We start from the raw sequence: 23344 nt of genomic DNA on the forward strand, positions 1-23344 counted from the left end.
TGTGCTGGTCTCCTTGGGCAGTCAATAAAAAAGGCAAGCGGGTTAAATCGCGCCTGCCAGCTTCAAATTGTTGATGGTCGTGATGTCATAGCCTAGATCACCCAGGACCTCATGGTTATGGGCGCCCAGTTCGGGCCCCACCCAATCGGCTGAGCCAGGGGTGTCGGAAAGCCGGGGCACGATACCTGGCATTTTGAAGTCTTTGCCGTCAGGCAGTTTGGCTTGCAGAAACATTTCACGGGCCAAAAACTGTGGGTCGCTGAACATGTCTTCTGCTGAAAAAATGCGGCTGGCGGGGACTTGCGCCGTGTTCAGGTGTTCGAGAACCGTTTCCAGCGGGAGAGCGGCTACCCAACGGTCTATGACGCCATACAGTTCATCACGACGCAGGTCACGGCCATCGTTACTGGCCAACGCCGGATCGTTTGCCAGGTCTTCGCGGCCAATGATGAGCATGAAGCGTTTGAAAATGGCGTCGCCGTTCGCTCCGATCTGCACGTGCTTGCCGTCCAGGCTGGTGTGAATCGAAGAGGGCGTGATGCCCGGCATGATATTGCCTGTACGTTCGCGAATAAACCCGAACACATCGAACTCGGGCACCATGCTTTCCATCATGGCGAAAATGGCTTCGTACAGCGCTACATCCACCACCTGGCCCTGGCCGCCATTGACTTCGCGATGACGCAGCGCCATCAAGGCACCGATCACGCCCCACAGTGCGGCAATCGAATCGCCAATTGAAATGCCCGTGCGCACCGGTGGTCGGTCTTCGAAACCGGTGATATAGCGCAGCCCGCCCATGGATTCACCGACCGCGCCGAAGCCCGGCTGGTCTTTCATCGGCCCTGTCTGACCAAAGCCGGACAGGCGCACCATCACCAGTTTCGGGTTCAGGGCGTGCAGAACATCCCAGCCCAGGCCGAGCTTTTCCAGCACGCCGGGGCGGAAGTTTTCGATCAGAATGTCGGCTTCAGCCAACAGTTGCTTGAGGATGTGCAGACCATCCGGGTGCTTGAGGTTCAGCGTCAGGGATTTCTTGTTGCGGGCCTGCACGAACCACCACAGCGACGTACCTTCGTACAGTTTTCGCCATTTGCGCAGAGGGTCTCCGCCGTCAGGGGATTCCACCTTGATGACATCGGCGCCAAATTCGGCGCAAATCCGCGATGCAAAAGGACCCGCAATCAGAGTGCCCAGTTCGATGACTTTGAGGCCAGAAAGAGGTTGGGTGGCGAGCGACATGCGGAGTCCTTGTGCAGAGCGAGCGAGTACAGCTTTTTAACACAAAAAAAGCCGTAGTCGCTGCCGCAGGCTGCGAAGGGGGGCGTGGCACCCCGTTTTCTTCAAGCCTGCTCGGCCCCCTTGCCGTCAGCACGCTTTGCATACGGCGCAAGTGACCGGTGGATCGGTTAGACTTGCCGCCTTTCTCCGTATCAAGAAGTCCGTTCATGGCCCAGCCGTCCACGACCTACAAGTTTGAACTCAACCTCACCGATCTCGATCGTGGGGTCTATGAAACCGTCAAGCAGACCATCGCCCGACACCCTTCGGAAACTGAAGAGCGCATGACCGTTCGCCTGCTGGCCTACGCCTTTTGGTACAACGAGCAACTGTCTTTTGGTCGTGGCCTTTCAGATGTAGACGAACCTGCGCTATGGGAAAAAAGCCTGGATGACCGCGTTCTGCACTGGATCGAAGTCGGTCAGCCCGATGCCGACCGCCTGACCTGGTGCTCACGCCGCACCGAACGCACCAGCCTGCTGGCTTATGGCAGCTTGCGCGTGTGGGAAGGCAAAGTGATCCCGGCGATCAAAACCCTGAAAAACGTCAATATTGCTGCCGTTCCACAAGACATTCTGGAAGTCTTGGCTAAAGACATGCCGCGCGTTATCAAGTGGGACGTGATGATCAGCGAAGGCACCATTTTTGTGACCGACGACCGTGGCCAGCACGAAGTGCAGTTGCAGTGGCTGGCCGGCGAACGCGGCTAATTCCTTTTAAATATCCCGTTATAGAGACTCTCCACCTGCTTATGCGCATCGAACCTCGTCCACTGCCCGAAACCCTGCCTTTTTTGGGCGAAATGCCGACATTGCTGACGCGGTTGTATGCAGCACGTGGCGTGCAATCACCCGCTGAGTTGGACAAAAGCCTGGCGCGGTTGATCCCGTACCAGCAGCTAAAGGGCATCGATGCCGCAGTGGATTTGCTGGTGGTGGCGCTTGAACAGCGCCAGCGCATTCTGATCGTCGGTGACTTTGACGCCGATGGCGCCACGGCCAGCACTGTGGGCATGCTTGGCTTGCGCTTGTTGGGTGCGGCCCATGTCGATTACCTGGTGCCCAACCGTTTCGAGTACGGTTACGGCCTGACCCCGGAAATCGTCGAAGTTGCATTGACCCGCCAACCGCAGTTGTTGATCACCGTCGACAACGGCATCTCCAGCGTTGAAGGCGTGGCGGCGGCGAAAAAAGCCGGGCTAAGCGTCTTGGTCACCGACCACCACTTGCCAGGCAATGAACTGCCGGCGGCGGATGCCATCGTTAATCCCAATCAGCCAGGCTGCGAATTTCCGAGCAAGGCGCTGGCCGGGGTTGGGGTTATCTTTTACGTCCTGATCGCCTTGCGCGCCCGTTTGAACAGCCTGGGCTGGTATCAAAACAGCAAAGCCCCAAACATTGCCGAACTGCTTGACCTCGTGGCATTGGGCAGCGTGGCGGACGTGGTGCCGCTGGACGCCAACAACCGGATTCTGGTGCATCAAGGGCTTGAGCGGATTCGTGCCGGGCGTGCGCGGCCGGGACTCAAGGCCATCCTTGAAGTCGCCAAGCGTGATCATTCACGTATTACCTCAACCGACCTGGGGTTTATTCTCGGGCCGCGCTTGAATGCTGCCGGGCGTCTGGACGACATGAGCCTTGGTATCGAATGCCTGCTCACTGATGACGCGAACGCAGCGCGTGACATGGCTGCGCAGCTCGACGAAATGAACCAGGACCGCAAATCCATTGAGCAAGGCATGCAGCGTGAAGCGCTGGCCCAGCTTAAGGACCTGACGATAGACAGCATGCCGTTTGGCCTGTGCCTGTTTGATCCAGATTGGCATCAGGGTGTTATCGGGATTCTGGCTTCTCGCCTCAAAGAGCGTTACTTCCGTCCGACCTTCGCCTTTGCCGATGCGGGCGAGGGCATGCTCAAAGGTTCTGGGCGTTCGGTGCCGGGCTTTCACATCCGCGATGCACTCAGTGTGGTCGCAGCACAACACCCGGACCTGATCAGCAAATACGGCGGTCACGCCATGGCGGCGGGTTTGACTTTGCCCGAGGCCAACTTCACGCTGTTTTCCCAAGCATTTGACGCCGAAGTCCGACGCCAACTGCGTGAAGAAGACCTGACCGGGCGGCTATTGTCTGACGGTAGCTTGGCGGTCGAAGAGTTTCACCTCGAACTCGCGCGTGCTCTGCGAAATGCCGGGCCATGGGGGCAACACTTCCCTGAACCGCTGTTTCATGGCGTGTTTCAGTTGGTTGAGCAGCGCATCGTGGGCGAACGGCACTTGAAAGTGGTGTTAAAAACCGAGTGCGGCAGCGTCAAACTGGACGGCATCGCCTTTGGGATTGACCGGGAAGTGTGGCCCAACCCGACGATTCGGTGGGTTGAACTAGCCTACAAACTCGATCTCAACGAATTTCGCGGCAACGAAACCGTGCAACTGATGATCGCCCACATCGAACCGCGTTAACCGTCGTGGGAGCTGCCGAAGGCTGCGATCGTTTAAACATCAAAAATCGCAAGCCAGTCCGCTCCCGTATGGGTTTGAGTTTGAACCCCGCCTCATCCAGTGTTGTCGACTAGGCTGATACAAGTGCCTGGAGCCTACCCACTGGAATTAGAGGTGACCCATGAGTCTGCTGCTCGAACCTTATACCCTGCGCCAACTGACCCTTCTCAACCGCATCGCGGTCTCGCCGATGTGCCAGTATTCCAGCGTCGACGGGCTGGCCAATGACTGGCATTTAGTTCACTTGGGCAGCCGTGCCATTGGCGGTGCCGGATTGATCTTTACCGAAGCCACTGCGGTGACCCCAGATGGCCGTATCACGGCCCAAGACCTTGGGCTGTGGAATGATGAACAGATAGAACCCCTGCAACGCATCACACGGTTTATTCGCGCTCAGGGCGCCGTGGCCGGTATTCAACTGGCGCATGCCGGGCGCAAGGCCAGCACTTATCGTCCTTGGCTGGGCAAGCACGGCAGCGTCAAAGTGGATGACGGCGGCTGGGTGCCCGTCGGACCTTCGCCGATTGCCTTCGACCCTCAGCACACCGCGCCGACGCAACTGGACGCAGGGCAGATCCAGGCAATTATTCAAGCCTTTGTTGACGCCGCCAAGCGGGCGCTGGAAGCCGGATTCTCCGTGGTTGAGGTGCACGCCGCGCACGGTTACTTGCTGCATCAATTTTTGTCACCGTTGAGTAATCAACGGCTCGACCAATACGGTGGCTCCTTTGAAAATCGCATTCGTCTTGTGCTGCAAGTGACAGAAGCGGTGCGCAACGTGTGGCCACAAGAGCTGCCTCTGTTTGTCCGGGTCTCGGCGACCGATTGGGTAGAAGACGGCTGGAACCCAGACGAAACGGTTGAGCTGGCGCGGCGCCTCAAAGCGCTGGGTGTTGACCTGATTGATGTCTCTTCAGGTGGCACGGCGGCGACGGCTGAGATCCCGGTAGGGCCGGGCTATCAAACCCGCTTTGCCGAGCGCGTGCGTAAAGAGTCGGGCATTGCCACCGGTACGGTCGGAATGATTACCGAGCCTGCGCAAGCCGAGCATATTTTACGCACCGGTCAGGCGGACCTGATTCTGCTGGCCCGCGAACTCTTGCGCGACCCATATTGGGCGTTGCACGCAGACGATGATCTGGGCGGTAAACAAGCCACCTGGCCCGCCCAATACCAACGCGCCACTCATCGTGACCAGCCCATTCATGAATCGGACCTGCGCGACTGAGTGGCCATGCTGACCCACCTGAACCCCAAACGAGGAGGTTGCTTATGAACACCCGTGGATTGCTCGACCAGTTGCTTAAGTCTGGCCAGGAAATGCTGGAGAAAAAAAACGGCGCACAAAGTGGTGCCTCCGGTACGACTCCCCCTAAAGGCGGCTTGGGCGACCTGCTGGGATCTGGCGGGTTGGGCGGCCTTCTCTCGGGAGCCGGTGGCGGCGCTATGGCCGCTAGCGTGTTGGGCATGTTGCTGGGCAGCAAGGGTGGGCGTAAATACGGCGGCAAGGCGTTGACCTATGGCGGCCTGGCAGCCTTGGGCGTCCTGGCTTACAAGGCCTACGGCAATTGGCAGGCGAATCAGGGCAAAGCGCCGCAAAACGAGCCGCAAACCATTGATCGGGTGCCGCCCCTGCAGGTCGAGGAGCATAGCCAGGCCATCCTCAAAGCGCTGGTGGCTGCGGCCAAGGCCGATGGGCATATCGATGAGAAAGAGCGCCAATTGATCGATGGCGAACTGAGCAAGCTCAAACAAGACCCGGCGTTACAACAGTGGCTGCAAGCTGAACTGAACAAACCGCTCGACCCCACCGAAGTCGCCAGCGCGGCTACCACACCGGAAATAGCCGCTGAAATGTACATCGCCAGTCTGATTCTGGTGGATGAAGAAGCCTTCGGTGAGCGGGCGTATCTGGACGAGTTGGCCAAGCAACTGAAGCTCGATCCTGGCCTCAAGGCTGAACTGGAAAAGCAGGTCAATGAGGCCAGGGTTTCAGGTTGAGGTACACGCGAAACGCGTAGCAGCTGCCGAAGGCTGCGTCCGATTGCGAAGCGATCGTAAAGCACAGTGCTCGATATTTCTGGGGCACCGCGCAGCCAGGGTTTACGACGACTACGTCGCCGGACGTAACCTTGGGCAACGGCTACGCGTTTGTTTGGCGATGTATTCAACAATCTCCTACTGATTCAGTGCGTATTTGCATGTAGGTTTTTTTACTGATAGCTGTGAGAACAGTCTCAACGATCAGGCGAATCCTCGCGTACCCTCGGCTATACTCCCCATCATTTGAATGGACCCCGAGGATTGACTGTGAAGAACTGGACGTTACGCCAACGCATTTTGGCGAGCTTTGCGGTGATCATCGCGATCATGTTGTTGATGGTTGTTGCGTCTTACTCACGCTTGCTTTCGATACAAACGAGCGAAGAGACAGTACGGAACGACTCGATTCCTGGGGTTTATTACAGCTCGATGATTCGCAGTGCCTGGGTCGACAGTTATGTCTTGACCCTGCAACTGGTTGGCTCTGCCACCCAGCGTGATCTGACAAGCGAAGACCGTAAGCTGTATGCCAGCTATGAAGATCGACTGAATCGCGAACTGGATAATTACCGCACTACTATCTTCGATGATGAAGACCGTGCAGCCTTTGATCAGTTCGAACGTATCCACGTGCAATACGCCAAGGTTTTGGCAGATGTTCTTGAACGCTATCAAGCCAAGAAAACTGAGCAGGCTGACGCGATGATCACTGAGCACCTCGCACCGTTGTGGGCAGAGGGGCGCAAACAGCTCAACACGATTATTGAAACCAATCGCACCGCCGCCAATCAGGCATCAGAGACCATTGCCCATGCAGTGATGACTGCAAAAGTCAGCATGCTGATTTCGTTGGCGATTGCCGTGCTGGCGGCGGCGCTCTGTGGTTACTTGTTGTTGCAAGCCATCATGTCGCCGATGCAACGCATCGTTTCGATTCTTGAAACCATGCGTTCAGGCGATTTGAGCCTGCGTCTGAATCTTGAACGCAAGGACGAGTTCGGCGCCGTTGAAACCGGCTTCAATGACATGATGACCGAGTTGACCTCGCTGGTGTCCCAAGCCCAGCGCTCCTCGGTGCAGGTCACAACTTCGGTGACCGAGATCGCCGCGACCTCAAAACAGCAACAAGCCACTGCCACTGAAACCGCTGCGACCACCACGGAAATTGGTGCGACCTCGCGCGAGATCGCAGCCACCTCCCGTGATCTGGTGCGCACCATGACTGAAGTGACATCGGCTGCTGATCAGGCATCGATTCTGGCCGGTTCCGGCCAACAAGGTCTGGCCCGCATGGAAGAGACCATGCACCAAGTGATGGGCGCCGCCGATCTGGTCAACGCCAAGCTAGCGATTCTCAATGAAAAGGCCGGCAACATTAACCAAGTGGTCGTGACCATCGTCAAGGTGGCTGACCAGACCAACCTGTTGTCGCTCAACGCGGCTATCGAAGCTGAAAAAGCCGGTGAATATGGCCGTGGTTTCGCCGTGGTTGCCACCGAAGTCCGCCGTTTGGCTGACCAGACCGCTGTGGCCACTTACGACATCGAGCAAATGGTGCGTGAAATTCAGTCGGCCGTGTCGGCGGGCGTGATGGGCATGGACAAGTTCTCCGAAGAAGTGCGCCGAGGCATGTCCGAGGTGACTCAAGTGGGCGAGCAACTGTCGCAAATCATCCATCAGGTTCAAGCGCTGGCGCCGCGCGTGCTGATGGTCAATGAGGGGATGCAGGCCCAAGCCACCGGCGCCGAACAAATTAACCAGGCCCTGGTCCAGTTGGGTGATGCCAGCAGTCAGACCGTTGAATCCTTGCGTCAGGCCAGCTTCGCGATCGACGAACTCAGTCAGGTTGCTGTTGGACTGCGCAGCGGCGTTTCGCGTTTCAAAGTCTGATGATCGAGTCCCTAGCCAAGCGCACAGGCGCAGTGACGCCCAGCAAACGCCTGTTCCTGGTGTTTTACATTGGGGATGAGCGCTATGCCTTGCCCGCCACCGAGGTGGTCGAGGTGTTGCCGCGTTTACCGCTTAAGCCGATTGCCCAGGCGCCTGCCTGGGTGGCCGGGGTGTTTGCGCACCGTGGCCAGATGGTGCCGGTGATTGACGTCAGCGCCATGACCTTCGGCCACCCGGCAGTGGCTCGCACGAGCACCCGTCTGGTGTTGGTCGATTTTCGGGGGAGGCTGCTGGGGCTGATGCTTGAACAGGCCAGCGATACCTTGCGTTGCAACCCTGATGACTTCCAGCCGTATGGCCTGGATAACCGCGATGCGCCTTATTTGGGCCCAGTGCGCAAAGACCAGCATGGCCTGATGCAGTGGATCCGCGTCGATGACCTGCTGAGCCCTGCGGTGTGTGCGCTGCTTTTTCCTGCGGACCCGGATGACGCCTTTGCGCAGGGGTTCGCATGAGTGAAGATCAACGGTTCTTCGACTTTCTGAAACAACGCATTGGTCTGGATGTGGCGTCAGTCGGTCCGGCGATTATCGAGCGCGCTGTTCGTCAGCGCTGCAAGGCGTTACACATGGTTGACAGCGATCATTACTGGCAGCGGCTGATCAGCTCATACGAAGAACAGCAAGCGCTGATCGAGTCGGTCATCGTGCCCGAGACCTGGTTTTTTCGTTACCCCGAATCGTTTGCCACGTTGGGCCGGCTGGCCAGAAAGCGTTTGGCCGAGGTGGGCACTCGTCGCATCCTGCGGATCTTGAGCCTGCCGTGCTCGACGGGCGAAGAGCCCTACTCGATTGCAATGGCCTTGTTTGATGCTGGTTTTGCCGGGCATCAGTTCAAGGTCGAAGCCCTGGATGTCAGCCCGCTGTCCGTCGCGCGTGCTCAGGCGGCGGTGTATGGCAAAAATTCATTTCGTGGCGAACAAACCGATTTTCGCGAGCGCTATTTCAGTGTTGTCAATGACGGCTACCAACTGTCGGAGCGGGTGCGCGAGCAAGTCAGCTTTCATGTCGGCAACTTGCTCGATCCGGCGCTGGTGGTCAATCACGTGCCCTATGATTTTGTGTTTTGCCGCAACCTGCTGATCTACTTTGACCTGAAAACCCAACAGCAGGCGCTGGACGTACTTAAACGTTTAACCCGCGACGACGGCGTGCTGTTCATCGGCCCGGCCGAGGGCAGCCTGCTGGCGCGCTTGGGGATGCGTTCGATTTGTGCACCACAGTCGTTTGCCTTCAGTCACAGCCACGATCCGATGCCTGCTGCGCGCCCTGCGCTGGCTGAATTCAAACCGCTGACACGTCCACTGCCGCCGCCGCCGCCTCCGTCGATCCGACCTTTTGCCCCGCGCCCGCGCCCGCACACTGCAACGCCAGCGCCAGCGCCACAGAAAGCGCGCCCGGCAACCGCTGGGGCGAGTACCTTGCTGGAACAGATTGCAACCTTGGCCAATGAAGGCAAAAGCAGCGATGCCCGCCAGGCCTGTGAACAGTTCTTGCAACTGTATGGCCCGCAGGCACAAGTGTTTTATTGGTTGGGGCTGCTCAGTGATGTCCAAGGTCAGACCGCTCAGGCCCAAAGCTTTTATCGCAAGGCGCTGTACCTGGAACCCCAGCATTCAGAAGCGCTGGCACATCTGGCGGCTTTATTGGCTTCGCAAGGTGATGCGGCAGGTGCCCTGCGCTTGCAAGAGCGTGCTGCCCGTCACGAGCGTTCCGTTCACAGTGAGCGTAAACAATGAGCGGTTTAACAGCCCAGAGCCTGATTCATGACGAAGCTCAAGCCATTGATGATTGCTGGAATCGCATCGGCATCTTTGGCGATAAATCCTGCCCGCTGTTGCCCGAGCATATTCATTGCCGCAACTGCGCAGTGTATTCGGCTGCCGCGACGCGCTTGCTGGATCGCTACTCCTTTGATCAAGGGCACGACGAGCACTCAGCCCCGCAAGATGTCGAACGAAAAGTCGCGACGCGCTCGCTGGTGGTTTTCCGTTTGGGTGGCGAGTGGCTGGGCCTGAACACCGGCTGTCTGGACGAAGTTGCGCGCCTGCAAGCCATTCACTCGCTGCCCCACCAGCGGTCACGGGCGTTGCAAGGCGTGGCCAATGTGCGTGGCGCGCTGGTGCCGTGCCTGTCGCTGGTTGACCTGCTGGGGCTGGACCCGACCGTCACGCTATCTTCCTCGCAGCGCGTCATGCCGCGCATGTTGATCGTGGCTGCGTACGGCGGCCCCGTGGTGTTGCCGGTGGATGAGGTGGACGGTGTTCATAACATTGAAGAACGTGCTCTAAACAACGCCTCGCTCTCGGGCGAACATGCCGGTGCCAAATACACCCGGGGTGTCCTGCCGTGGAAAAACCGCAGCCTGCGCTGGCTGGATGAAGAACAACTGCTCAGCGCCATTTCCCGGAGCCTGACATGACCCCCGAGCAAATGCGTGATGCTTCATTGCTTGAGCTGTTCAGCCTTGAAGCCGAGGCCCAGACCCAGGTTCTGAGTGCCGGCCTGCTGGCGTTGGAGCGTAACCCGACACAGGCCGATCAGCTAGAAGCGTGCATGCGCGCAGCCCACTCGCTCAAAGGTGCGGCGAGAATCGTCGGGGTCGATGCCGGGGTCAGCGTCGCCCACGTCATGGAAGATTGCCTGGTCAGTGCTCAAGAAGGGCGCTTGCGCCTGCATCCCGAGCACATTGATGCGTTGTTGCAGGGCACCGATTTGTTGATGCGCATTGCCACCCCCGGCAGTGAGAATGTAGGCCCGGCTGATATTGATGCCTATGTCGCTCACCTGAGTGAGTTACTTGACCCCTCAGCAATGGCTACGCCACGGGGCGAGCCAGCGGCATTCGACGTCTCGCAATTGTTGCTGGCGCCGGAGTCTGCGGTGTCTGCGCCGTTGGTCGAGCCTGAGCCGCCCGTGCAGCCGGAGCCAGAACCCGTGCGTCGCCCTCAGCGCCTCACGGAAAGCGGCGAACGGGTGTTGCGGGTGACTGCCGATCGACTCAACAGCCTGCTCGACCTGTCGAGCAAGGCGCTGGTTGAGACCCAGCGGCTCAAGCCCTATTTGGCGGCCCTGCATCGGCTCAAGCGGATCCAAAGCACTGGCTTGCGCGCCTTGGACACCCTGAGTGAACAGCTCAAGGCCGTGGGCTTGAGCAATGACATCGAGCAAGCCCTGACCGAGGCCCGGCGCGCACTGGCCGAGTCGCAGCACCTGCTTAGCGAACAGACCGCAGAACTGGATGAATTCGGCTGGCAGACCGGGCAGCGTGCGCAATTGCTTTATGACACCGCACTGGCCTGCCGGATGCGCCCGTTTGCCGATGTCCTGGTCGGCCAGGAACGCATGGTGCGCGATTTGGGGCGTGTCCTGGGCAAGCAGATTCGCCTGGAAATTGAAGGTGAGAAAACCCAGGTTGACCGCGATGTACTGGAAAAACTTGAAGCACCGCTGACTCATTTGTTGCGCAATGCCGTTGACCACGGGATTGAGTCGCCAGAACAGCGCCTGCTGGCGGGCAAAACGGCAGAAGGCATCATTCGCCTGCGGGTGTCGCACCAGGCGGGCTTGCTGGCGCTGGAACTCAGCGATGACGGCGCCGGTGTCGATCTGGCGCGATTGCGTCGCAGCATCGTTGAACGTCAGTTGTCGACCGCCGAGACAGTGGCGCAATTGAGCGAAGAAGAACTGCTGACCTTCCTCTTTCTGCCGGGTTTCAGCCTGCGCGACACGGTGACTGAAGTCTCCGGGCGCGGCGTTGGGCTGGATGCGGTGCAACACATGGTGCGCCTGCTGCGCGGCTCGATTGTGCTGGAGCAGACCTCGGGGCAGGGCAGCCGCTTCCAGCTAGAAGTACCGCTGACCTTGTCTGTGGTCCGCAGCCTGGTGGTTGAAGTGGCCGATGAGGCGTACGCTTTCCCTTTGGCGCACATCGAACGCATGCGCGACTTGTTGCCGGATGACATCGTGCAGGTCGAAGGTCGCCAGCATTTCTGGCATGACGGTCGACATGTGGGGCTGGTAGCTGCCAGCCAATTGCTGCAACGCCCACCCAGCCAGAGCGATGATGAAACCCTCAAAGTGGTGGTGATTCGCGAGCGCGACGCCGTGTATGGCGTGGCTGTTGAGCGCTTCATCGGCGAGCGGACGTTAGTGGTGTTGCCCCTCGACTCGCGTCTGGGCAAGGTGCAAGACATCTCGGCCGGGGCCTTGCTCGACGATGGCTCGCCGGTGCTGATCGTGGACGTCGAAGACATGCTGCGCTCTGTCGACAAACTGCTCAACACCGGGCGTCTGGAGCGTATCGACCGGCGCAACCGCCACACCGCCGAACTGACCCGCAAACGCATTCTGGTCGTTGATGACTCGCTGACCGTGCGCGAGTTGCAGCGCAAACTGCTGATCAATCGTGGCTATGAAGTGGCGGTGGCGGTGGATGGCATGGATGGCTGGAATGCCCTGCGGGCCGAGCATTTCGACCTATTGATCACCGACATCGACATGCCGCGTATGGATGGTATTGAACTGGTCACGTTGTTGCGCCGTGATAACCGTTTGCAATCCATGCCCGTGATGGTGGTGTCTTACAAAGATCGCGAAGAAGACCGTCGACGTGGCCTGGATGCAGGGGCCGACTATTATCTAGCCAAAGCCAGTTTCCATGACGACGCTTTGCTGGATGCTGTGGTTGAACTAATTGGTGGAGCCCAAACATGAGAATCGCCATTGTCAACGATATGCCCATGGCGGTTGAAGCCTTGCGTCGAGCCCTGGCGTTTGAGCCCGCGCACCAAGTGATCTGGGTGGCCCGTGACGGAGAAGAGGCGGTGCGCCTGTGCGCCGACCAGACGCCGGACCTGATCTTGATGGACCTGATCATGCCAGTGATGGACGGAGTAGAGGCCACGCGTCGGATCATGGCTGAAACCCCGTGTGCCATTGTGATTGTGACCGTGGATCGCGAGCAGAATGTGCACCGCGTGTTTGAAGCCATGGGGTTTGGCGCGCTGGATGTGGTCGATACCCCTGCGCTGGGTGTGGGCAATGCCAAAGAGGCCGCGGCGCCTTTACTGCGCAAAATCCTCAATGTGGGCTGGCTGATGGGCCAAAGCGCCAAGCGGGTAAAACCCGTGGCTGCGCAACCGCGCGAATTGTCCGCGCAGCGTGGGCTGGTGGCGATTGGCTCTTCTGCCGGCGGCCCGGCAGCGCTTGAAACGTTGCTTAAAGGGCTGCCGAGTAACTTTCAGGCGGCCATCGTTCTGGTGCAGCACGTTGACCAAGTGTTTGCGGCGGGGATGGCCGATTGGCTCGGTACATCCTGCGGGCTGGATGTGCGATTGGCCCGTGACGGCGAGACACCGCAGGTGGGCACGGTGCTGCTGGCGGGCACCAACCACCACATACGGCTCTTGAAAAACGGCACTTTGGCTTATACAGCAGAGCCTGTGAACGAGATTTATAGACCCTCGATCGATGTGTTTTTTGAAAGTGTTGCCCGGTACTGGAATGGTGATGCCGTCGGTGTGCTTTTGACTGGCATGGGGCGTGATGGGGCGCAAGGTCTCAAACTCATGCGTCAGCAAGGTTTCCTCACCATCGCTCAGGACCAACAGAGCAGCTCAGTGTATGGCATGCCTAAAGCGGCAGCGGCCATTGATGCAGCGGTTGAGATCCGTCCTTTAGACAAGATTGCGCCACGCTTGCTGGAGATATTTACCAAATGACTGGAAAACTCCGGCAGAACTGGCTTGAAGGCAGTAATTCAGGTGAACGCGCATGAGCGATTTACAGTTGGACGACGTTAAAACAGACGAAAACGCCGCCATGGTGTTGTTGGTCGACGATCAGGCATTGATCGGCGAAGCCGTGCGTCGTGGCTTGGCGCTTGAGCAGAACATAGATTTTCACTTCTGCGCGGACCCGCATCAGGCGATTGCTCAAGCCATTCGGATCAAGCCGACGGTGATTTTGCAGGACCTGGTCATGCCGGGTCTGGACGGACTGACCTTGGTGCGCGAATACCGCAATCACCCGGCGACCCAGAACATCCCGATCATCGTGCTTTCCACCAAAGAAGACCCGCTGATCAAAAGCGCAGCGTTTTCGGCCGGGGCCAATGATTACCTAGTCAAACTCCCGGATAACATTGAACTGGTGGCGCGGATTCGCTATCACTCGCGCTCCTACATGACCCTGCTGCAACGTGATGCGGCCTACCGTGCGTTGCGGGTCAGCCAGCAGCAGTTGCTCGACACCAATCTGGTGCTGCAACGGTTAATGAACTCGGATGGTTTGACCGGGTTGTCCAATCGTCGACACTTTGACGAATACCTGGAGCTTGAGTGGCGTCGCGCCTTGCGTGAGCAGACCCAGTTGTCGCTGTTGATGATCGACGTTGACTACTTCAAGTCGTTCAACGACACCTTTGGCCATCTGGACGGTGATGAAGCGTTACGCAAAGTGGCCTCGGCCATTCGTGATGCGAGCAGTCGGCCGTCTGATTTGCCAGCGCGGTATGGCGGAGAAGAGTTTGCAATCGTATTGCCCAACACCTCGCAGGGTGGCGCGCGATTGGTAGCGGAAAAACTGCGCCAGACGGTGGAAGGGCTGAAAATTCCGCATATTCAGCCCACCGAAGGCAGCAGTCTGACCATTAGCATTGGTTTGGCCACGCTCACGCCGCAGCAGAGCGGTAGTTCGCGGCAGTTGATCTCGGCGGCGGACAAAGGCCTGTACCTGGCCAAGCACAATGGGCGTAATCAGGTAGGGATTGAGTAGCGGCGGTCTGACGCGTACTGCCAATAACGATTGCGCAGGTTGAAACACAGGCGGCAGCTGCCGAAGGCTGCGATCTTTTTGTCTTAAAAGATCGCAGCCTTCGGCAACGCCTATCGGATGTCTTGCTTTTGCCCACGGTATAAGTGAAAGAAATAAATAAACAGGATAAGGGTTATGCCGAAGCCGAAACCTTTGATTAAGCCATCAGGACCAAAAGTAAAGGCAGCGACAGCGGCGATTAAAACAATACAAAAAGTGGTGACGACTTCAACTAACAGAAAAAAATCAACGGCCTCTAAGTCACTCGAATTTTTTAAGATTAAGTTGGTCGATAATCGTGTGAGGATTAAGCCAATGATCACACCCGATAAGCTAAATACTGTCAGTGCATAGAATAAGCCTTGGTGTCTGGCGTCTAGTATTAGTCAGAAGGAACTTGAAAGTGTCAGGCTGAAAAAAATAAAAGCCAATGATTTTGGCAGCGTATGGCCTACGGTTTTTACCAGTAATCCACCGCCGATAATAATAGAAATTAAATACAGTGAAAAGGCTATCATTGAACTGCCAAGCCAAGCCAAGACAGGAATTCAGGTAGTTGCAAGAGGTTTTTGTACTGATAGAGAAGCCCAATAGCGTACATGAGAATGATTGACTCAAATAAGTTTCCCGTTAAAAAGCCATAAAAAGCCGTCGGGTTTCGTTGGTAAACTTTGAACAATCTGCTCAAAGAAAGGATGTGAATCTGTTGTTTGGTTTTGAATATGACTTGGGTGCGTTTAAGGTCGTGATGGGCATAAAAAAGTTGAACGGATCGGCACAGAATGATCGTTGAAAAAATGACCGCTGTTGCGTAAGACGGTCGCCAAAAACTTAAAACATAACTGGCCAAAACTAGCAGAGCAAAAGGGAGGCCGAGACGAAGTGTCAAAAAGCTAAAGGCTATGATAGCGAAGTCAGCATTTTTTCCTGTCAAGTTAAAATGGATTCGATTGTAAGTCGGGCGGAATGTAGATTTTAAACAGCCTGTGCCAATGGCGTCCAAGGTAAACGCCATCACTAAAAAGCACCAAGTGAGCGTGATAAAGCCTTGGTAAGATAAATAGAAACCGATTAGGAAGCTTATGGCGCTCACCAGTTTTAGCATGAACCCCGCTAGCAGGGTGTTACCCATACCGATATAGAAGCTTAATGCGGCGCCTGCGTAAAACTCCAGTGAGGCAGAAATAGTGAGCTGTGATAATAATGCTATTTCTAACGCATAAGCACCTAGCTGTGGGTTAGTGGCGATGAGCGCAAGTTCCAGTATGGTGACTGCCATGGCAATGCCGCAATACATCGCATCTGAGCGGCCAATGAGTGGGTTGGCCTTCATGGTAAGAGTATCTTGTATGTTGTACCTGGCTCGGGTGCTAGCTGTTGGTATAGAAATGCAGGGGCTGAAGCCCTGCCGTAAAAGAGTAAGCTGATATAAAAAGATTCTAAATCGTAGGGCAGTATTGAATAATTACTTTTTTTCGGTCTTTCAGGCGTATAGGTAACACCGTGAGGCGCGTGCGCGTTTTGAGCGTCTTCGTACTCTAGAAGCTCAGCGTAAAAGGGAACGTTCAATGTTGCAACAGCACGTTTAAATAATTCATGAGCGCCCTTTTGCTTGCCAGTTTTGCTCGTAAAGGGTTGAAAAGTCGACAATACTTTGTTCATAGGTTTTATCATCACCGTTTAGAAAGGGAGCAGTAAAAAATGCAGGGTATTGATCAATGATTCGCTGAGCTTCAATTGGGAGGCGAGTGAGGCGCGCTTAAATACTTATATTTTTAGCGTGCATATTTATATAGTTTTTTGATTGCTTAATGTCAATTGAGTGGTTTCTTGTAGGTTGTTTGTTGTGTTTTTTTTTGTTGTGGGGTTTTTTCCTTTTTTGTGTAGGAGGTATTTTGCTATAAATGGCTTCTTGTTTTTTAATTTGTTGATAGATAAGGGGTTGTTGAAAAGGCTGTTGTTTATTATCGAGCGTTGGTTTTTTTTAGATTGTTTTTGAAAAAGTAGGCTGTTTTTTCTTAAATCGGACGGGTGGTTGTTTTGAGGGGGGCTGGTTGTTTGCGTTTTTAAATGCGCACTAATTGCAAGCCCGCCAGCTTGAGCTAAAGAAGGGCGCAGACTAATCCCCGATTTTTCCAAGGTGTAAGCGACTCACGAGCGGAGGCAATTTTCTAGGAGGCGGTCTGCATTGACACAGTCAAGGATGGCGTAGCCCCCCGCCAGGCGGGCTGCTGCCGACCAACGTTTACGGTATACTCCCCGGCTTTGTAAAAATCGCCTACGAGTGCCGTCAGCCATGGAAATCAACCCGATCCTTAACAGCATCAAGGACCTGTCAGAGCGCTCCGAAACTATTCGGGGGTATCTTTGACTACGATCAAAAGCATGAGCGTCTGATCGAAGTCAATCGCGAGCTTGAAGATCCAAGTGTCTGGAACAACCCTTCGTACGCCCAGGAACTGGGGCGCGAGCGCGCTCAACTGGCGCAAATCGTCGAAACCCTGGATGAGATGCACACAGGCCTGGCTGATGCCAAGGACCTGCTGTTGATGTCCGCCGAGGAAGAAGACCAGGCCGCTGTCGATGACGTCGCCGCGGAAGTCGAACGTCTGCGCGAAGCCCTTGAAAAACTCGAATTCCGCCGCATGTTCAGCGGTGAAATGGACGCCAATAACGCTTACCTGGATATTCAGGCAGGCTCCGGCGGTACCGAAGCGCAAGACTGGGCCAATATCCTGCTGCGGATGTATTTGCGTTGGGCCGACAAGCGCGGCTTCGATGCCACCATCATGGAATTGTCTGCCGGTGAAGTAGCCGGTATCAAAGGCGCAACCGTTCATATCAAAGGCGAATACGCATTTGGTTGGTTGCGTACCGAGATTGGCGTCCATCGTCTGGTTCGCAAAAGCCCCTACGATTCGGGCAACCGTCGTCATACCTCGTTCTCGGCTGTGTTCGTTTCGCCAGAAATCGACGACAACATCGAAATCGACATCAACCCTTCAGACCTGCGGATCGATACGTATCGTTCCTCCGGTGCGGGTGGTCAACACGTAAACACCACTGACTCGGCCGTGCGGATTACCCACGTTCCGACGAACACTGTGGTGAGCTGCCAGAACGAACGTTCTCAGCATGCAAACAAAGACACCGCGATGAAAATGTTGCGGGCACGTCTTTACGAGCAAGAAGTACAGAAGCGCAACGCGGCATCCCAAGCCCTGGAAGAGACCAAATCTGACATCGGTTGGGGGCATCAGATCCGCTCGTACGTACTCGACGCCTCGCGTATCAAGGATTTGCGTACCAATATCGAACGCAGCGATTGCGACAAAGTCCTCGACGGCGATATAGACGAATACCTGATAGCCAGCCTGAAACAAGGCTTGTAAGGCGCGCAACAACCGTAAGTGCGAAGCCTTTGTGATGCGCCAAGAGCGCGCTGAAGGCCCGCCACCCCCTGCCGCGAGGCGGGGGCAACGAACCTGTGATGGAATTTTTAAGACATGAGCGACCAACAACTCGACCCGCAAGACCTGCAACAGGAAGAAAACACCCTGATCGCCCTGCGCAAGGAAAAACTTGCCGCCGAGCGCGCCAAGGGCAATGCCTTCCCGAATGACTTCCGTCGCGACAACTACTGTGAAGATCTGCAGAAGAAGTACGCCGACAAGACCAAGGAAGAGCTGGCTGAGGCGGCTATCCCGGTCAAGGTTGCTGGTCGCATCATGCTTAACCGCGGCTCGTTCATGGTGATTCAGGACATGACCGGTCGCATTCAGGTCTACGTCAACCGTAAAACCCTGCCAGAAGAAACCCTGGCCGCCGTGAAAACCTGGGACTTGGGCGACATCATTGCCGCTGAAGGCACTCTGGCCCGTTCCGGCAAAGGCGACCTGTACGTTGAAATGACCAACGTGCGTCTGCTGACCAAATCCCTGCGCCCGCTGCCAGACAAGCACCACGGTCTGACTGACACCGAGCAGCGCTATCGCCAGCGTTACGTTGACCTGATCGTTAACGAAGACGTTCGCCACACCTTCCGTGTGCGTTCGCAGGTGATTGCCCACATCCGCAATTTCCTGATGGCGCGTGACTTCCTGGAAGTCGAAACGCCGATGCTGCAAACCATTCCGGGCGGCGCGGCAGCCAAGCCGTTCGAAACCCATCACAATGCGCTGGACATGGAAATGTTCCTGCGGATCGCGCCTGAGCTGTACCTCAAGCGTCTTGTTGTGGGCGGTTTCGAAAAAGTGTTCGAGATTAACCGTAACTTCCGTAACGAAGGCGTCTCGACTCGTCACAACCCAGAATTCACCATGTTGGAGTTCTATCAGGCTTACGCCGATTACGAAGACAACATGGACCTGACCGAAGAGCTGTTCCGCGAACTGGCGCAACTGGTTCTGGGCACCACCGATGTGCCGTACGGCGACAAGGTATTCCACTTCGGCGAACCATTCGTGCGCCTGTCGGTGTTCGACTCGATCCTCAAGTACAACCCTGAGCTGACCGCTGACGATCTGAATGACATCGACAAGGCGCGCGCCATTGCCAAGAAAGCCGGCGCCAAGGTGCTGGGTTTTGAAGGTCTGGGCAAGCTGCAAGTGATGATTTTCGAAGAGCTGGTCGAGCACAAGCTGGAGCAGCCACACTTCATTACCCAGTACCCGTTTGAAGTGTCGCCGCTGGCCCGTCGTAACGATGACAATCCGAATGTGACCGATCGCTTTGAGCTGTTCATCGGTGGTCGTGAAATCGCCAACGCCTACTCCGAGTTGAACGACGCGGAAGACCAGGCTGAGCGTTTCATGGCTCAGGTGGCTGACAAGGACGCGGGCGATGACGAAGCCATGCACTACGACGCCGACTTCGTCCGTGCACTGGAATACGGCATGCCGCCAACCGCCGGTGAAGGTATCGGTATCGACCGTCTGGTGATGCTGCTGACCAACTCACCGTCGATTCGCGACGTGATCCTGTTCCCGCACATGCGCCCACAAGCGTAACGATGCCGCATAAAAAAAACCGCCGATTCAGGCGGTTTTTTTTGCCCGGCGTGCAGCGAATCGTTGCAGCTGCCGAGCCCGCGAGGCTGCGCCCGGCGGCGTAGCTGTCGTAAAACCAGCTAACACGGTGTGCCAGAATAACCGGGCTCTCTGAATTTACGATTGCTTCGCAATCGGACGTAGCCTGCGGTAACGGCTACGCAATCGACGTAACGCGCAACATTGAGAGGCGCCAACATGCCAAAGTGTTGACGGCGATTATCAGTCAGATGGAATATCAGCCCCTACTCAATGTGCTGGCTGCTCTTATAGAAGGATGCAGGCATGAAAGCTTGGCGTGTAATGCTGATGGCATTGTCGTTTTTGATGTTGAACGGTTGTTTGGTGACCTTTAAACAAGCCCCTATCGTTGCCCAACCGGCGCCCAAACAATTGCTGGGTAAATGGACCAGCAAGGATGCCTGGGGGCAGGCGCGTAATCTAAGCATCCGCGCCATCGATAAAACGCGCTATGAGGCGCTGGTGTATCCCAAGGGCGAGCCCAAGTCTGGTGAGCGTTACACCTTTATCGTTGCCCGTCATGGCAGCCGTTGGTATGCCTCGGCGGCGTTGCCTGCCAAGTTGGGCGGCAGCCACACGCTTAATGGCTTCGAGGTGAACGACAATGGTGAGCTGGTGGTCTACGACCTGGACCTTGATCAGGTCAAGCAGGCGGTTGGCCAATCGGCTTTGAGCGGTGATCCAGTCGAAACGCCCGAAGGTTCGGGCGTACAGATCAATAGTCCATCAGCTACAGTTTTTGCATACCTCGACGATCCGGCAAACTCGGATGTGTTTGTCGAAGTGGCCCGCTACAAGCGCGTGGCCAAGTAAGCCCATTTATTCGAGGAAATGCGGGTGGACGATTACCAGCGCACGATACGCACATTGTCAGACCGTATTGTGTTGGCACAAACCCCGATCCGCGTGTTGGATGCGGTGAAGTGGGATGACAGCATTCGTCAGGGGTTTCTCAAGGCCAAGGGCAAGGAAATGCCGGCGGTCAACCGCGACTACTACTTGGGCCGGGCATTGGCTTTTGACTCCAATGCGGTCAAATCCGAGTTTCAGCACATAGAGCGCGACATCACCCGGCAACTGGGGCAGTTCAACCCGGTCGGGCAGATCATGCGCCGCATGTGCAAGGAATACCGAATGGTGGTGCGCATGTTGGAGGCCCGTGGCACTGAAGACTTCGGGCTGATTTCCCAGGAGTTGTATGGCGCGGCATCCGACGCGTTCCATGCCGGTGATCCGACCCTGGCCGATCTGGGGCTGATGATGTCCGACTACCTGGATAACATCGATGGGCGCGGTGATCTCAAGGACGAAGCCAAAAACCTGACCGCCAAAGATGCCGTGAACATGCTGCAAAGCCGTCTGAACAAAGTGTTTGGCGAGTGTGAAGAAACCATTCGGGTATTTGAGTCTGATGGCATCGTCGCGGACGCAGCGGCAGGCGCCGACTACATCAAGATCCGCACCGACGCGATGTTCAATGAGCGTGACGTACGGGCGCTGGAAGTTCACGAAGGGCTGGTGCATGTAGGCACCACGCTCAATGGTCTGAATCAGCCGATTTGCACTTTCTTGTCCAAAGGCCCGCCATCATCGACCGTGACCCAGGAAGGGCTGGCGATTTTGATGGAAATCATCACCTTTGCCTCCTACCCGAGCCGCCTGCGCAAGCTCACCAACCGCACTCGTGCGATCCATATGGTCGAAGAGGGCGCGGACTTCATGCAGGTGTATCAGTTCTTCCGCGAGCAAGGGTTCGAGATGCCAGAAAGCTATGGCAACGCGAGCCGGGTTTTCCGTGGATCGGTGCCAAATGGCTTGCCATTTACTAAAGACTTGTCCTATCTCAAGGGCTTCATCATGGTTTACAACTACATTCAGTTGGCCGTGCGCAAAGGCAAGCTCGAACAGATACCGCTGTTGTTCTGTGGCAAAACCACACTTGAAGACATGCGTACCTTGCGTCAGCTGGTGGATGAAGGCTTGGTGGTTGCACCCAAATACCTGCCTGACCAGTTCCGCGACATGAACGCGTTGTCGGCGTGGATGTGTTTCTCCAACTTCCTCAATCACCTGAGCCTGGACCGGATTGAAGCGGATTACTCCAATATTTTGTGAAACCTTACCCCCTTGTAGGAGTGAGCCTGCTCGCGAAGGTATCCCTGACGCACCGCATCGCCTGCATCGCGAGCAAGCTCGGCGCCTACAAACATCCAGGTATCTGACGCAATGAAAACCCTCGCTGCACTCTGCCTGCTGTTAACCCTCAGCGGATGCAGCTCGTTGCTGTTTTATCCCGAAGCCGGCCAGCCGATCACGCCGACTGCGGCGGGCTTGCCCTATCAAGACGTCACTCTCGCTGCTGCCGATGGCACGCAACTGCATGGTTGGTGGTTACCGGCCAGGGCTGGCGTCCCCCTCAAGGGCACTGTGCTGCACCTGCATGGCAATGGCGGGAACCTGGCTTATCACCTGGGGGCTGTCGCCTGGTTGCCCGAGCAGGGGTATCAAGTGCTGATGCTCGACTATCGCGGCTATGGCCTGTCGCAAGGCTCTCCCGGTTTGCCCGCGGTGTATCAAGACATCGACGCCGCGTTCGACTGGTTGCAGCGCCAGCCCCAGACCAAGGATCAGCCTCTGATTGTGTTAGGACAAAGCCTGGGCGGTGCGATGGGGGTTCATTATCTGAGCCAGCACCCGGCGCAGCGGGCTCGGCTCAAGGCGGTAGTGCTCGATGGCGTACCGGCCAGTTACCGCGAAGTAGGGCAGTTTGCCTTGAGCACTTCGTGGCTGACCTGGCCGCTGCAAGTGCCGTTGTCGTGGCTGGTACCCGACGCCGACAGTGCCGTGTATGCGATGCCAGAAATGGGCGGGGTGCCGATGCTGATCTTCCACAGCCTGGATGACCCGATCGTGCCGCTGTCCAATGGCATCCGTCTGTATCAGGCCGCGCCGCTTCCCAAGGTGCTGCAATTGACCCGCGGAGGCCATGTGCAGACCTTTGCTGACCCCACCTGGCGCCAGGTGATGCTGCGTTACCTGGACGACCCACAACACTTCAATGGTGTGCGGCGTCTGGGGGAGATCCCCAATTACCCGGTCACCCCGAATTCGACGACAGACCTTGGAACAGAGAACCCGCAATGAGTGAAGAACGTAACGCCATCCCGCTGATCCTCACAGGCATCGGCACCATCATCGGTACGGTAGGCTGCCTGTGGTACTACGGCTACCTGCACTTCGCCAAGCCTGAGGATGCGTTGTTGCTGAGCGACTTCACCATGCTCAAGACCATTCCCGGCGAAGACTACAAAATCTCCCTGACTCCGGCCACTCAAGTGGCGCAGTGCGTTGACGGGATTGTGGTGTTGTTCGACACCGAGCAAAAAGGGTTGACTGGCGTGTTGGTGAACAACAAGAAACAGGCCGTGCATTGCATGGGGCAAGAAACCCCTAAGCTAGAGCAGTAAAAATACGTGTAGGCGCGAGTTTTCAACCGGTCAAAAGATCGCGAGCACGCCTGCGCTGCGCCGGTAATCGACATCCAACAAAAAGCCCCGCCTGATCACTCAGGCGGGGCTTTTGTTAACGCTTTGTCCCGTCCTGAATAGGGTTTACACCTTCTGACCTATCTTCAGGAGGACTCAATGGATTCGGGAAAAAGGCGCAGTCAGCGTGATTACACGCTG

Annotated in this window: 22 protein-coding genes; 18 read left to right on the forward strand and 4 right to left on the reverse strand. The window is 56.5% G+C overall.

All coding sequences use genetic code 11. The annotated features are described in order from the left end of the window. Nucleotides 1-42: 42 nt before the first annotated feature. Complete coding sequence (locus tag ACIQYF_RS09610; protein ID WP_402860056.1) at nt 43-1242, reverse strand: CaiB/BaiF CoA transferase family protein; 1200 nt, start codon at nt 1240-1242, stop codon at nt 43-45. Nucleotides 1243-1448: 206 nt separating this feature from the next. Between ACIQYF_RS09610 and ACIQYF_RS09615 the strand changes: the two genes are divergently transcribed. The 12 genes from ACIQYF_RS09615 (at nt 1449) to ACIQYF_RS09670 (ending at nt 14943) form a co-directional block, all read left to right on the forward strand. Continuing rightward, complete coding sequence (locus ACIQYF_RS09615) at nt 1449-1991, forward strand: YaeQ family protein (protein WP_402860059.1); 543 nt, start codon at nt 1449-1451, stop codon at nt 1989-1991. A 41-nt stretch (nt 1992-2032) separates the two neighbouring features. Continuing rightward, complete coding sequence (gene recJ, locus ACIQYF_RS09620; protein WP_402860062.1) at nt 2033-3742, forward strand: single-stranded-DNA-specific exonuclease RecJ; 1710 nt, start codon at nt 2033-2035, stop codon at nt 3740-3742. A gap of 160 nt (nt 3743-3902) precedes the next feature. Next, nucleotides 3903-5009, forward strand: coding sequence for an NADH:flavin oxidoreductase/NADH oxidase (locus ACIQYF_RS09625; protein WP_402860065.1), 1107 nt, complete (start codon nt 3903-3905; stop codon nt 5007-5009). A 44-nt stretch (nt 5010-5053) separates the two neighbouring features. Beyond that, a complete protein-coding gene (locus ACIQYF_RS09630; protein WP_402860068.1) occupies nt 5054-5782 on the forward strand; it encodes a tellurite resistance TerB family protein in 729 nt (242 codons plus the stop codon). 309 nt (nt 5783-6091) lie between these two features. Continuing rightward, the gene (locus tag ACIQYF_RS09635; RefSeq protein WP_402860071.1) at nt 6092-7714 is read left to right on the forward strand and encodes a methyl-accepting chemotaxis protein; all 1623 of its coding nucleotides are present in this window, start codon (nt 6092-6094) and stop codon (nt 7712-7714) included. Continuing rightward, entirely contained in the window at nt 7714-8229 is a 516-nt protein-coding gene (locus ACIQYF_RS09640; RefSeq protein WP_402860074.1) for a chemotaxis protein CheW, read from the forward strand. Before ACIQYF_RS09635 ends, ACIQYF_RS09640 begins: the two co-directional genes overlap by 1 nt. Next, entirely contained in the window at nt 8226-9512 is a 1287-nt protein-coding gene (locus tag ACIQYF_RS09645) for a CheR family methyltransferase (RefSeq protein ID WP_402860077.1), read from the forward strand. The genes ACIQYF_RS09640 and ACIQYF_RS09645 overlap by 4 nt, the downstream gene beginning before the upstream one ends. After that, entirely contained in the window at nt 9509-10195 is a 687-nt protein-coding gene (locus tag ACIQYF_RS09650) for a chemotaxis protein CheW (RefSeq protein WP_402860080.1), read from the forward strand. Before ACIQYF_RS09645 ends, ACIQYF_RS09650 begins: the two co-directional genes overlap by 4 nt. Then, nucleotides 10192-12489, forward strand: a complete 2298-nt coding sequence (locus tag ACIQYF_RS09655) for a hybrid sensor histidine kinase/response regulator (protein WP_402860083.1) — start codon at nt 10192-10194, stop codon at nt 12487-12489. The genes ACIQYF_RS09650 and ACIQYF_RS09655 overlap by 4 nt, the downstream gene beginning before the upstream one ends. Continuing rightward, a complete protein-coding gene (locus tag ACIQYF_RS09660) occupies nt 12486-13496 on the forward strand; it encodes a chemotaxis response regulator protein-glutamate methylesterase (protein ID WP_402860086.1) in 1011 nt (336 codons plus the stop codon). The genes ACIQYF_RS09655 and ACIQYF_RS09660 overlap by 4 nt, the downstream gene beginning before the upstream one ends. A 52-nt stretch (nt 13497-13548) precedes the next feature. Then, entirely contained in the window at nt 13549-14550 is a 1002-nt protein-coding gene (locus ACIQYF_RS09665) for a diguanylate cyclase domain-containing protein (protein ID WP_402860089.1), read from the forward strand. A gap of 174 nt (nt 14551-14724) precedes the next feature. Next, nucleotides 14725-14943 (forward strand): hypothetical protein, encoded by a 219-nt coding sequence (locus ACIQYF_RS09670; RefSeq protein WP_402860092.1) that lies wholly within the window; start codon nt 14725-14727, stop codon nt 14941-14943. A gap of 160 nt (nt 14944-15103) precedes the next feature. On the opposite strand, the gene ACIQYF_RS09675 is transcribed toward ACIQYF_RS09670, so the two are convergent. From ACIQYF_RS09675 to ACIQYF_RS09685, 3 genes are all read right to left on the reverse strand, one after another. Beyond that, a complete protein-coding gene (locus ACIQYF_RS09675) occupies nt 15104-15922 on the reverse strand; it encodes a hypothetical protein (RefSeq protein ID WP_402860095.1) in 819 nt (272 codons plus the stop codon). Further along, nucleotides 15919-16251, reverse strand: a complete 333-nt coding sequence (locus tag ACIQYF_RS09680; RefSeq protein WP_402860098.1) for a hypothetical protein — start codon at nt 16249-16251, stop codon at nt 15919-15921. The genes ACIQYF_RS09675 and ACIQYF_RS09680 overlap by 4 nt, the downstream gene beginning before the upstream one ends. 126 nt (nt 16252-16377) lie before the next feature. Continuing rightward, entirely contained in the window at nt 16378-16728 is a 351-nt protein-coding gene (locus tag ACIQYF_RS09685; RefSeq protein ID WP_402860101.1) for a hypothetical protein, read from the reverse strand. Between the two features lie 157 nt (nt 16729-16885). Between ACIQYF_RS09685 and prfB the strand changes: the two genes are divergently transcribed. The 6 genes from prfB to ACIQYF_RS09715 all read left to right on the forward strand — a co-directional run bounded on the left by prfB (nt 16886) and on the right by ACIQYF_RS09715 (nt 23125). Then, a protein-coding gene (prfB, locus tag ACIQYF_RS09690; RefSeq protein ID WP_100218052.1) for a peptide chain release factor 2 occupies nt 16886-17981 on the forward strand; the annotation gives its coding sequence in 2 pieces (ribosomal slippage) (nt 16886-16957 and nt 16959-17981; 1095 coding nt in all). 114 nt (nt 17982-18095) lie between these two features. After that, entirely contained in the window at nt 18096-19598 is a 1503-nt protein-coding gene (gene lysS / locus ACIQYF_RS09695; RefSeq protein WP_322234427.1) for a lysine--tRNA ligase, read from the forward strand. A gap of 324 nt (nt 19599-19922) precedes the next feature. Then, nucleotides 19923-20471, forward strand: coding sequence for a hypothetical protein (locus ACIQYF_RS09700; RefSeq protein WP_402860106.1), 549 nt, complete (start codon nt 19923-19925; stop codon nt 20469-20471). Nucleotides 20472-20489: 18 nt separating this feature from the next. Then, on the forward strand, nt 20490-21773 hold the full coding sequence (locus ACIQYF_RS09705) for a flavohemoglobin expression-modulating QEGLA motif protein (RefSeq protein WP_402860109.1): 1284 nt from the start codon (nt 20490-20492) through the stop codon (nt 21771-21773). Nucleotides 21774-21884: 111 nt separating this feature from the next. Next, entirely contained in the window at nt 21885-22802 is a 918-nt protein-coding gene (locus ACIQYF_RS09710) for an alpha/beta hydrolase (RefSeq protein WP_402860112.1), read from the forward strand. Continuing rightward, the gene (locus ACIQYF_RS09715) at nt 22799-23125 is read left to right on the forward strand and encodes a hypothetical protein (protein WP_402860115.1); all 327 of its coding nucleotides are present in this window, start codon (nt 22799-22801) and stop codon (nt 23123-23125) included. The genes ACIQYF_RS09710 and ACIQYF_RS09715 overlap by 4 nt, the downstream gene beginning before the upstream one ends. Nucleotides 23126-23344: the final 219 nt, after the last annotated feature.

The sequence above is a fragment of the Pseudomonas sp. NPDC096917 genome (genome assembly GCF_044762555.1).
In the GTDB taxonomy this organism is placed as follows: Bacteria; Pseudomonadota; Gammaproteobacteria; order Pseudomonadales; family Pseudomonadaceae; genus Aquipseudomonas.

What these genes read in the sequence shown, in the direction of transcription:
- ACIQYF_RS09610 (WP_402860056.1), bottom strand. Translation starts at nt 1,242, where the DNA reads ATGTCGCTCGCCACCCAACCTCTTTCTGGCCTCAAAGTCATCGAACTG.
- ACIQYF_RS09615 (WP_402860059.1), top strand. Translation starts at nt 1,449, where the DNA reads ATGGCCCAGCCGTCCACGACCTACAAGTTTGAACTCAACCTCACCGAT.
- recJ (WP_402860062.1), top strand. Translation starts at nt 2,033, where the DNA reads ATGCGCATCGAACCTCGTCCACTGCCCGAAACCCTGCCTTTTTTGGGC.
- ACIQYF_RS09625 (WP_402860065.1), top strand. Translation starts at nt 3,903, where the DNA reads ATGAGTCTGCTGCTCGAACCTTATACCCTGCGCCAACTGACCCTTCTC.
- ACIQYF_RS09630 (WP_402860068.1), top strand. Translation starts at nt 5,054, where the DNA reads ATGAACACCCGTGGATTGCTCGACCAGTTGCTTAAGTCTGGCCAGGAA.
- ACIQYF_RS09640 (WP_402860074.1), top strand. Translation starts at nt 7,714, where the DNA reads ATGATCGAGTCCCTAGCCAAGCGCACAGGCGCAGTGACGCCCAGCAAA.
- ACIQYF_RS09645 (WP_402860077.1), top strand. Translation starts at nt 8,226, where the DNA reads ATGAGTGAAGATCAACGGTTCTTCGACTTTCTGAAACAACGCATTGGT.
- ACIQYF_RS09650 (WP_402860080.1), top strand. Translation starts at nt 9,509, where the DNA reads ATGAGCGGTTTAACAGCCCAGAGCCTGATTCATGACGAAGCTCAAGCC.
- ACIQYF_RS09655 (WP_402860083.1), top strand. Translation starts at nt 10,192, where the DNA reads ATGACCCCCGAGCAAATGCGTGATGCTTCATTGCTTGAGCTGTTCAGC.
- ACIQYF_RS09660 (WP_402860086.1), top strand. Translation starts at nt 12,486, where the DNA reads ATGAGAATCGCCATTGTCAACGATATGCCCATGGCGGTTGAAGCCTTG.
- ACIQYF_RS09665 (WP_402860089.1), top strand. Translation starts at nt 13,549, where the DNA reads ATGAGCGATTTACAGTTGGACGACGTTAAAACAGACGAAAACGCCGCC.
- ACIQYF_RS09670 (WP_402860092.1), top strand. Translation starts at nt 14,725, where the DNA reads ATGCCGAAGCCGAAACCTTTGATTAAGCCATCAGGACCAAAAGTAAAG.
- ACIQYF_RS09675 (WP_402860095.1), bottom strand. Translation starts at nt 15,922, where the DNA reads ATGAAGGCCAACCCACTCATTGGCCGCTCAGATGCGATGTATTGCGGC.
- ACIQYF_RS09680 (WP_402860098.1), bottom strand. Translation starts at nt 16,251, where the DNA reads ATGAACAAAGTATTGTCGACTTTTCAACCCTTTACGAGCAAAACTGGC.
- lysS (WP_322234427.1), top strand. Translation starts at nt 18,096, where the DNA reads ATGAGCGACCAACAACTCGACCCGCAAGACCTGCAACAGGAAGAAAAC.
- ACIQYF_RS09700 (WP_402860106.1), top strand. Translation starts at nt 19,923, where the DNA reads ATGAAAGCTTGGCGTGTAATGCTGATGGCATTGTCGTTTTTGATGTTG.
- ACIQYF_RS09705 (WP_402860109.1), top strand. Translation starts at nt 20,490, where the DNA reads ATGCGGGTGGACGATTACCAGCGCACGATACGCACATTGTCAGACCGT.
- ACIQYF_RS09710 (WP_402860112.1), top strand. Translation starts at nt 21,885, where the DNA reads ATGAAAACCCTCGCTGCACTCTGCCTGCTGTTAACCCTCAGCGGATGC.
- ACIQYF_RS09715 (WP_402860115.1), top strand. Translation starts at nt 22,799, where the DNA reads ATGAGTGAAGAACGTAACGCCATCCCGCTGATCCTCACAGGCATCGGC.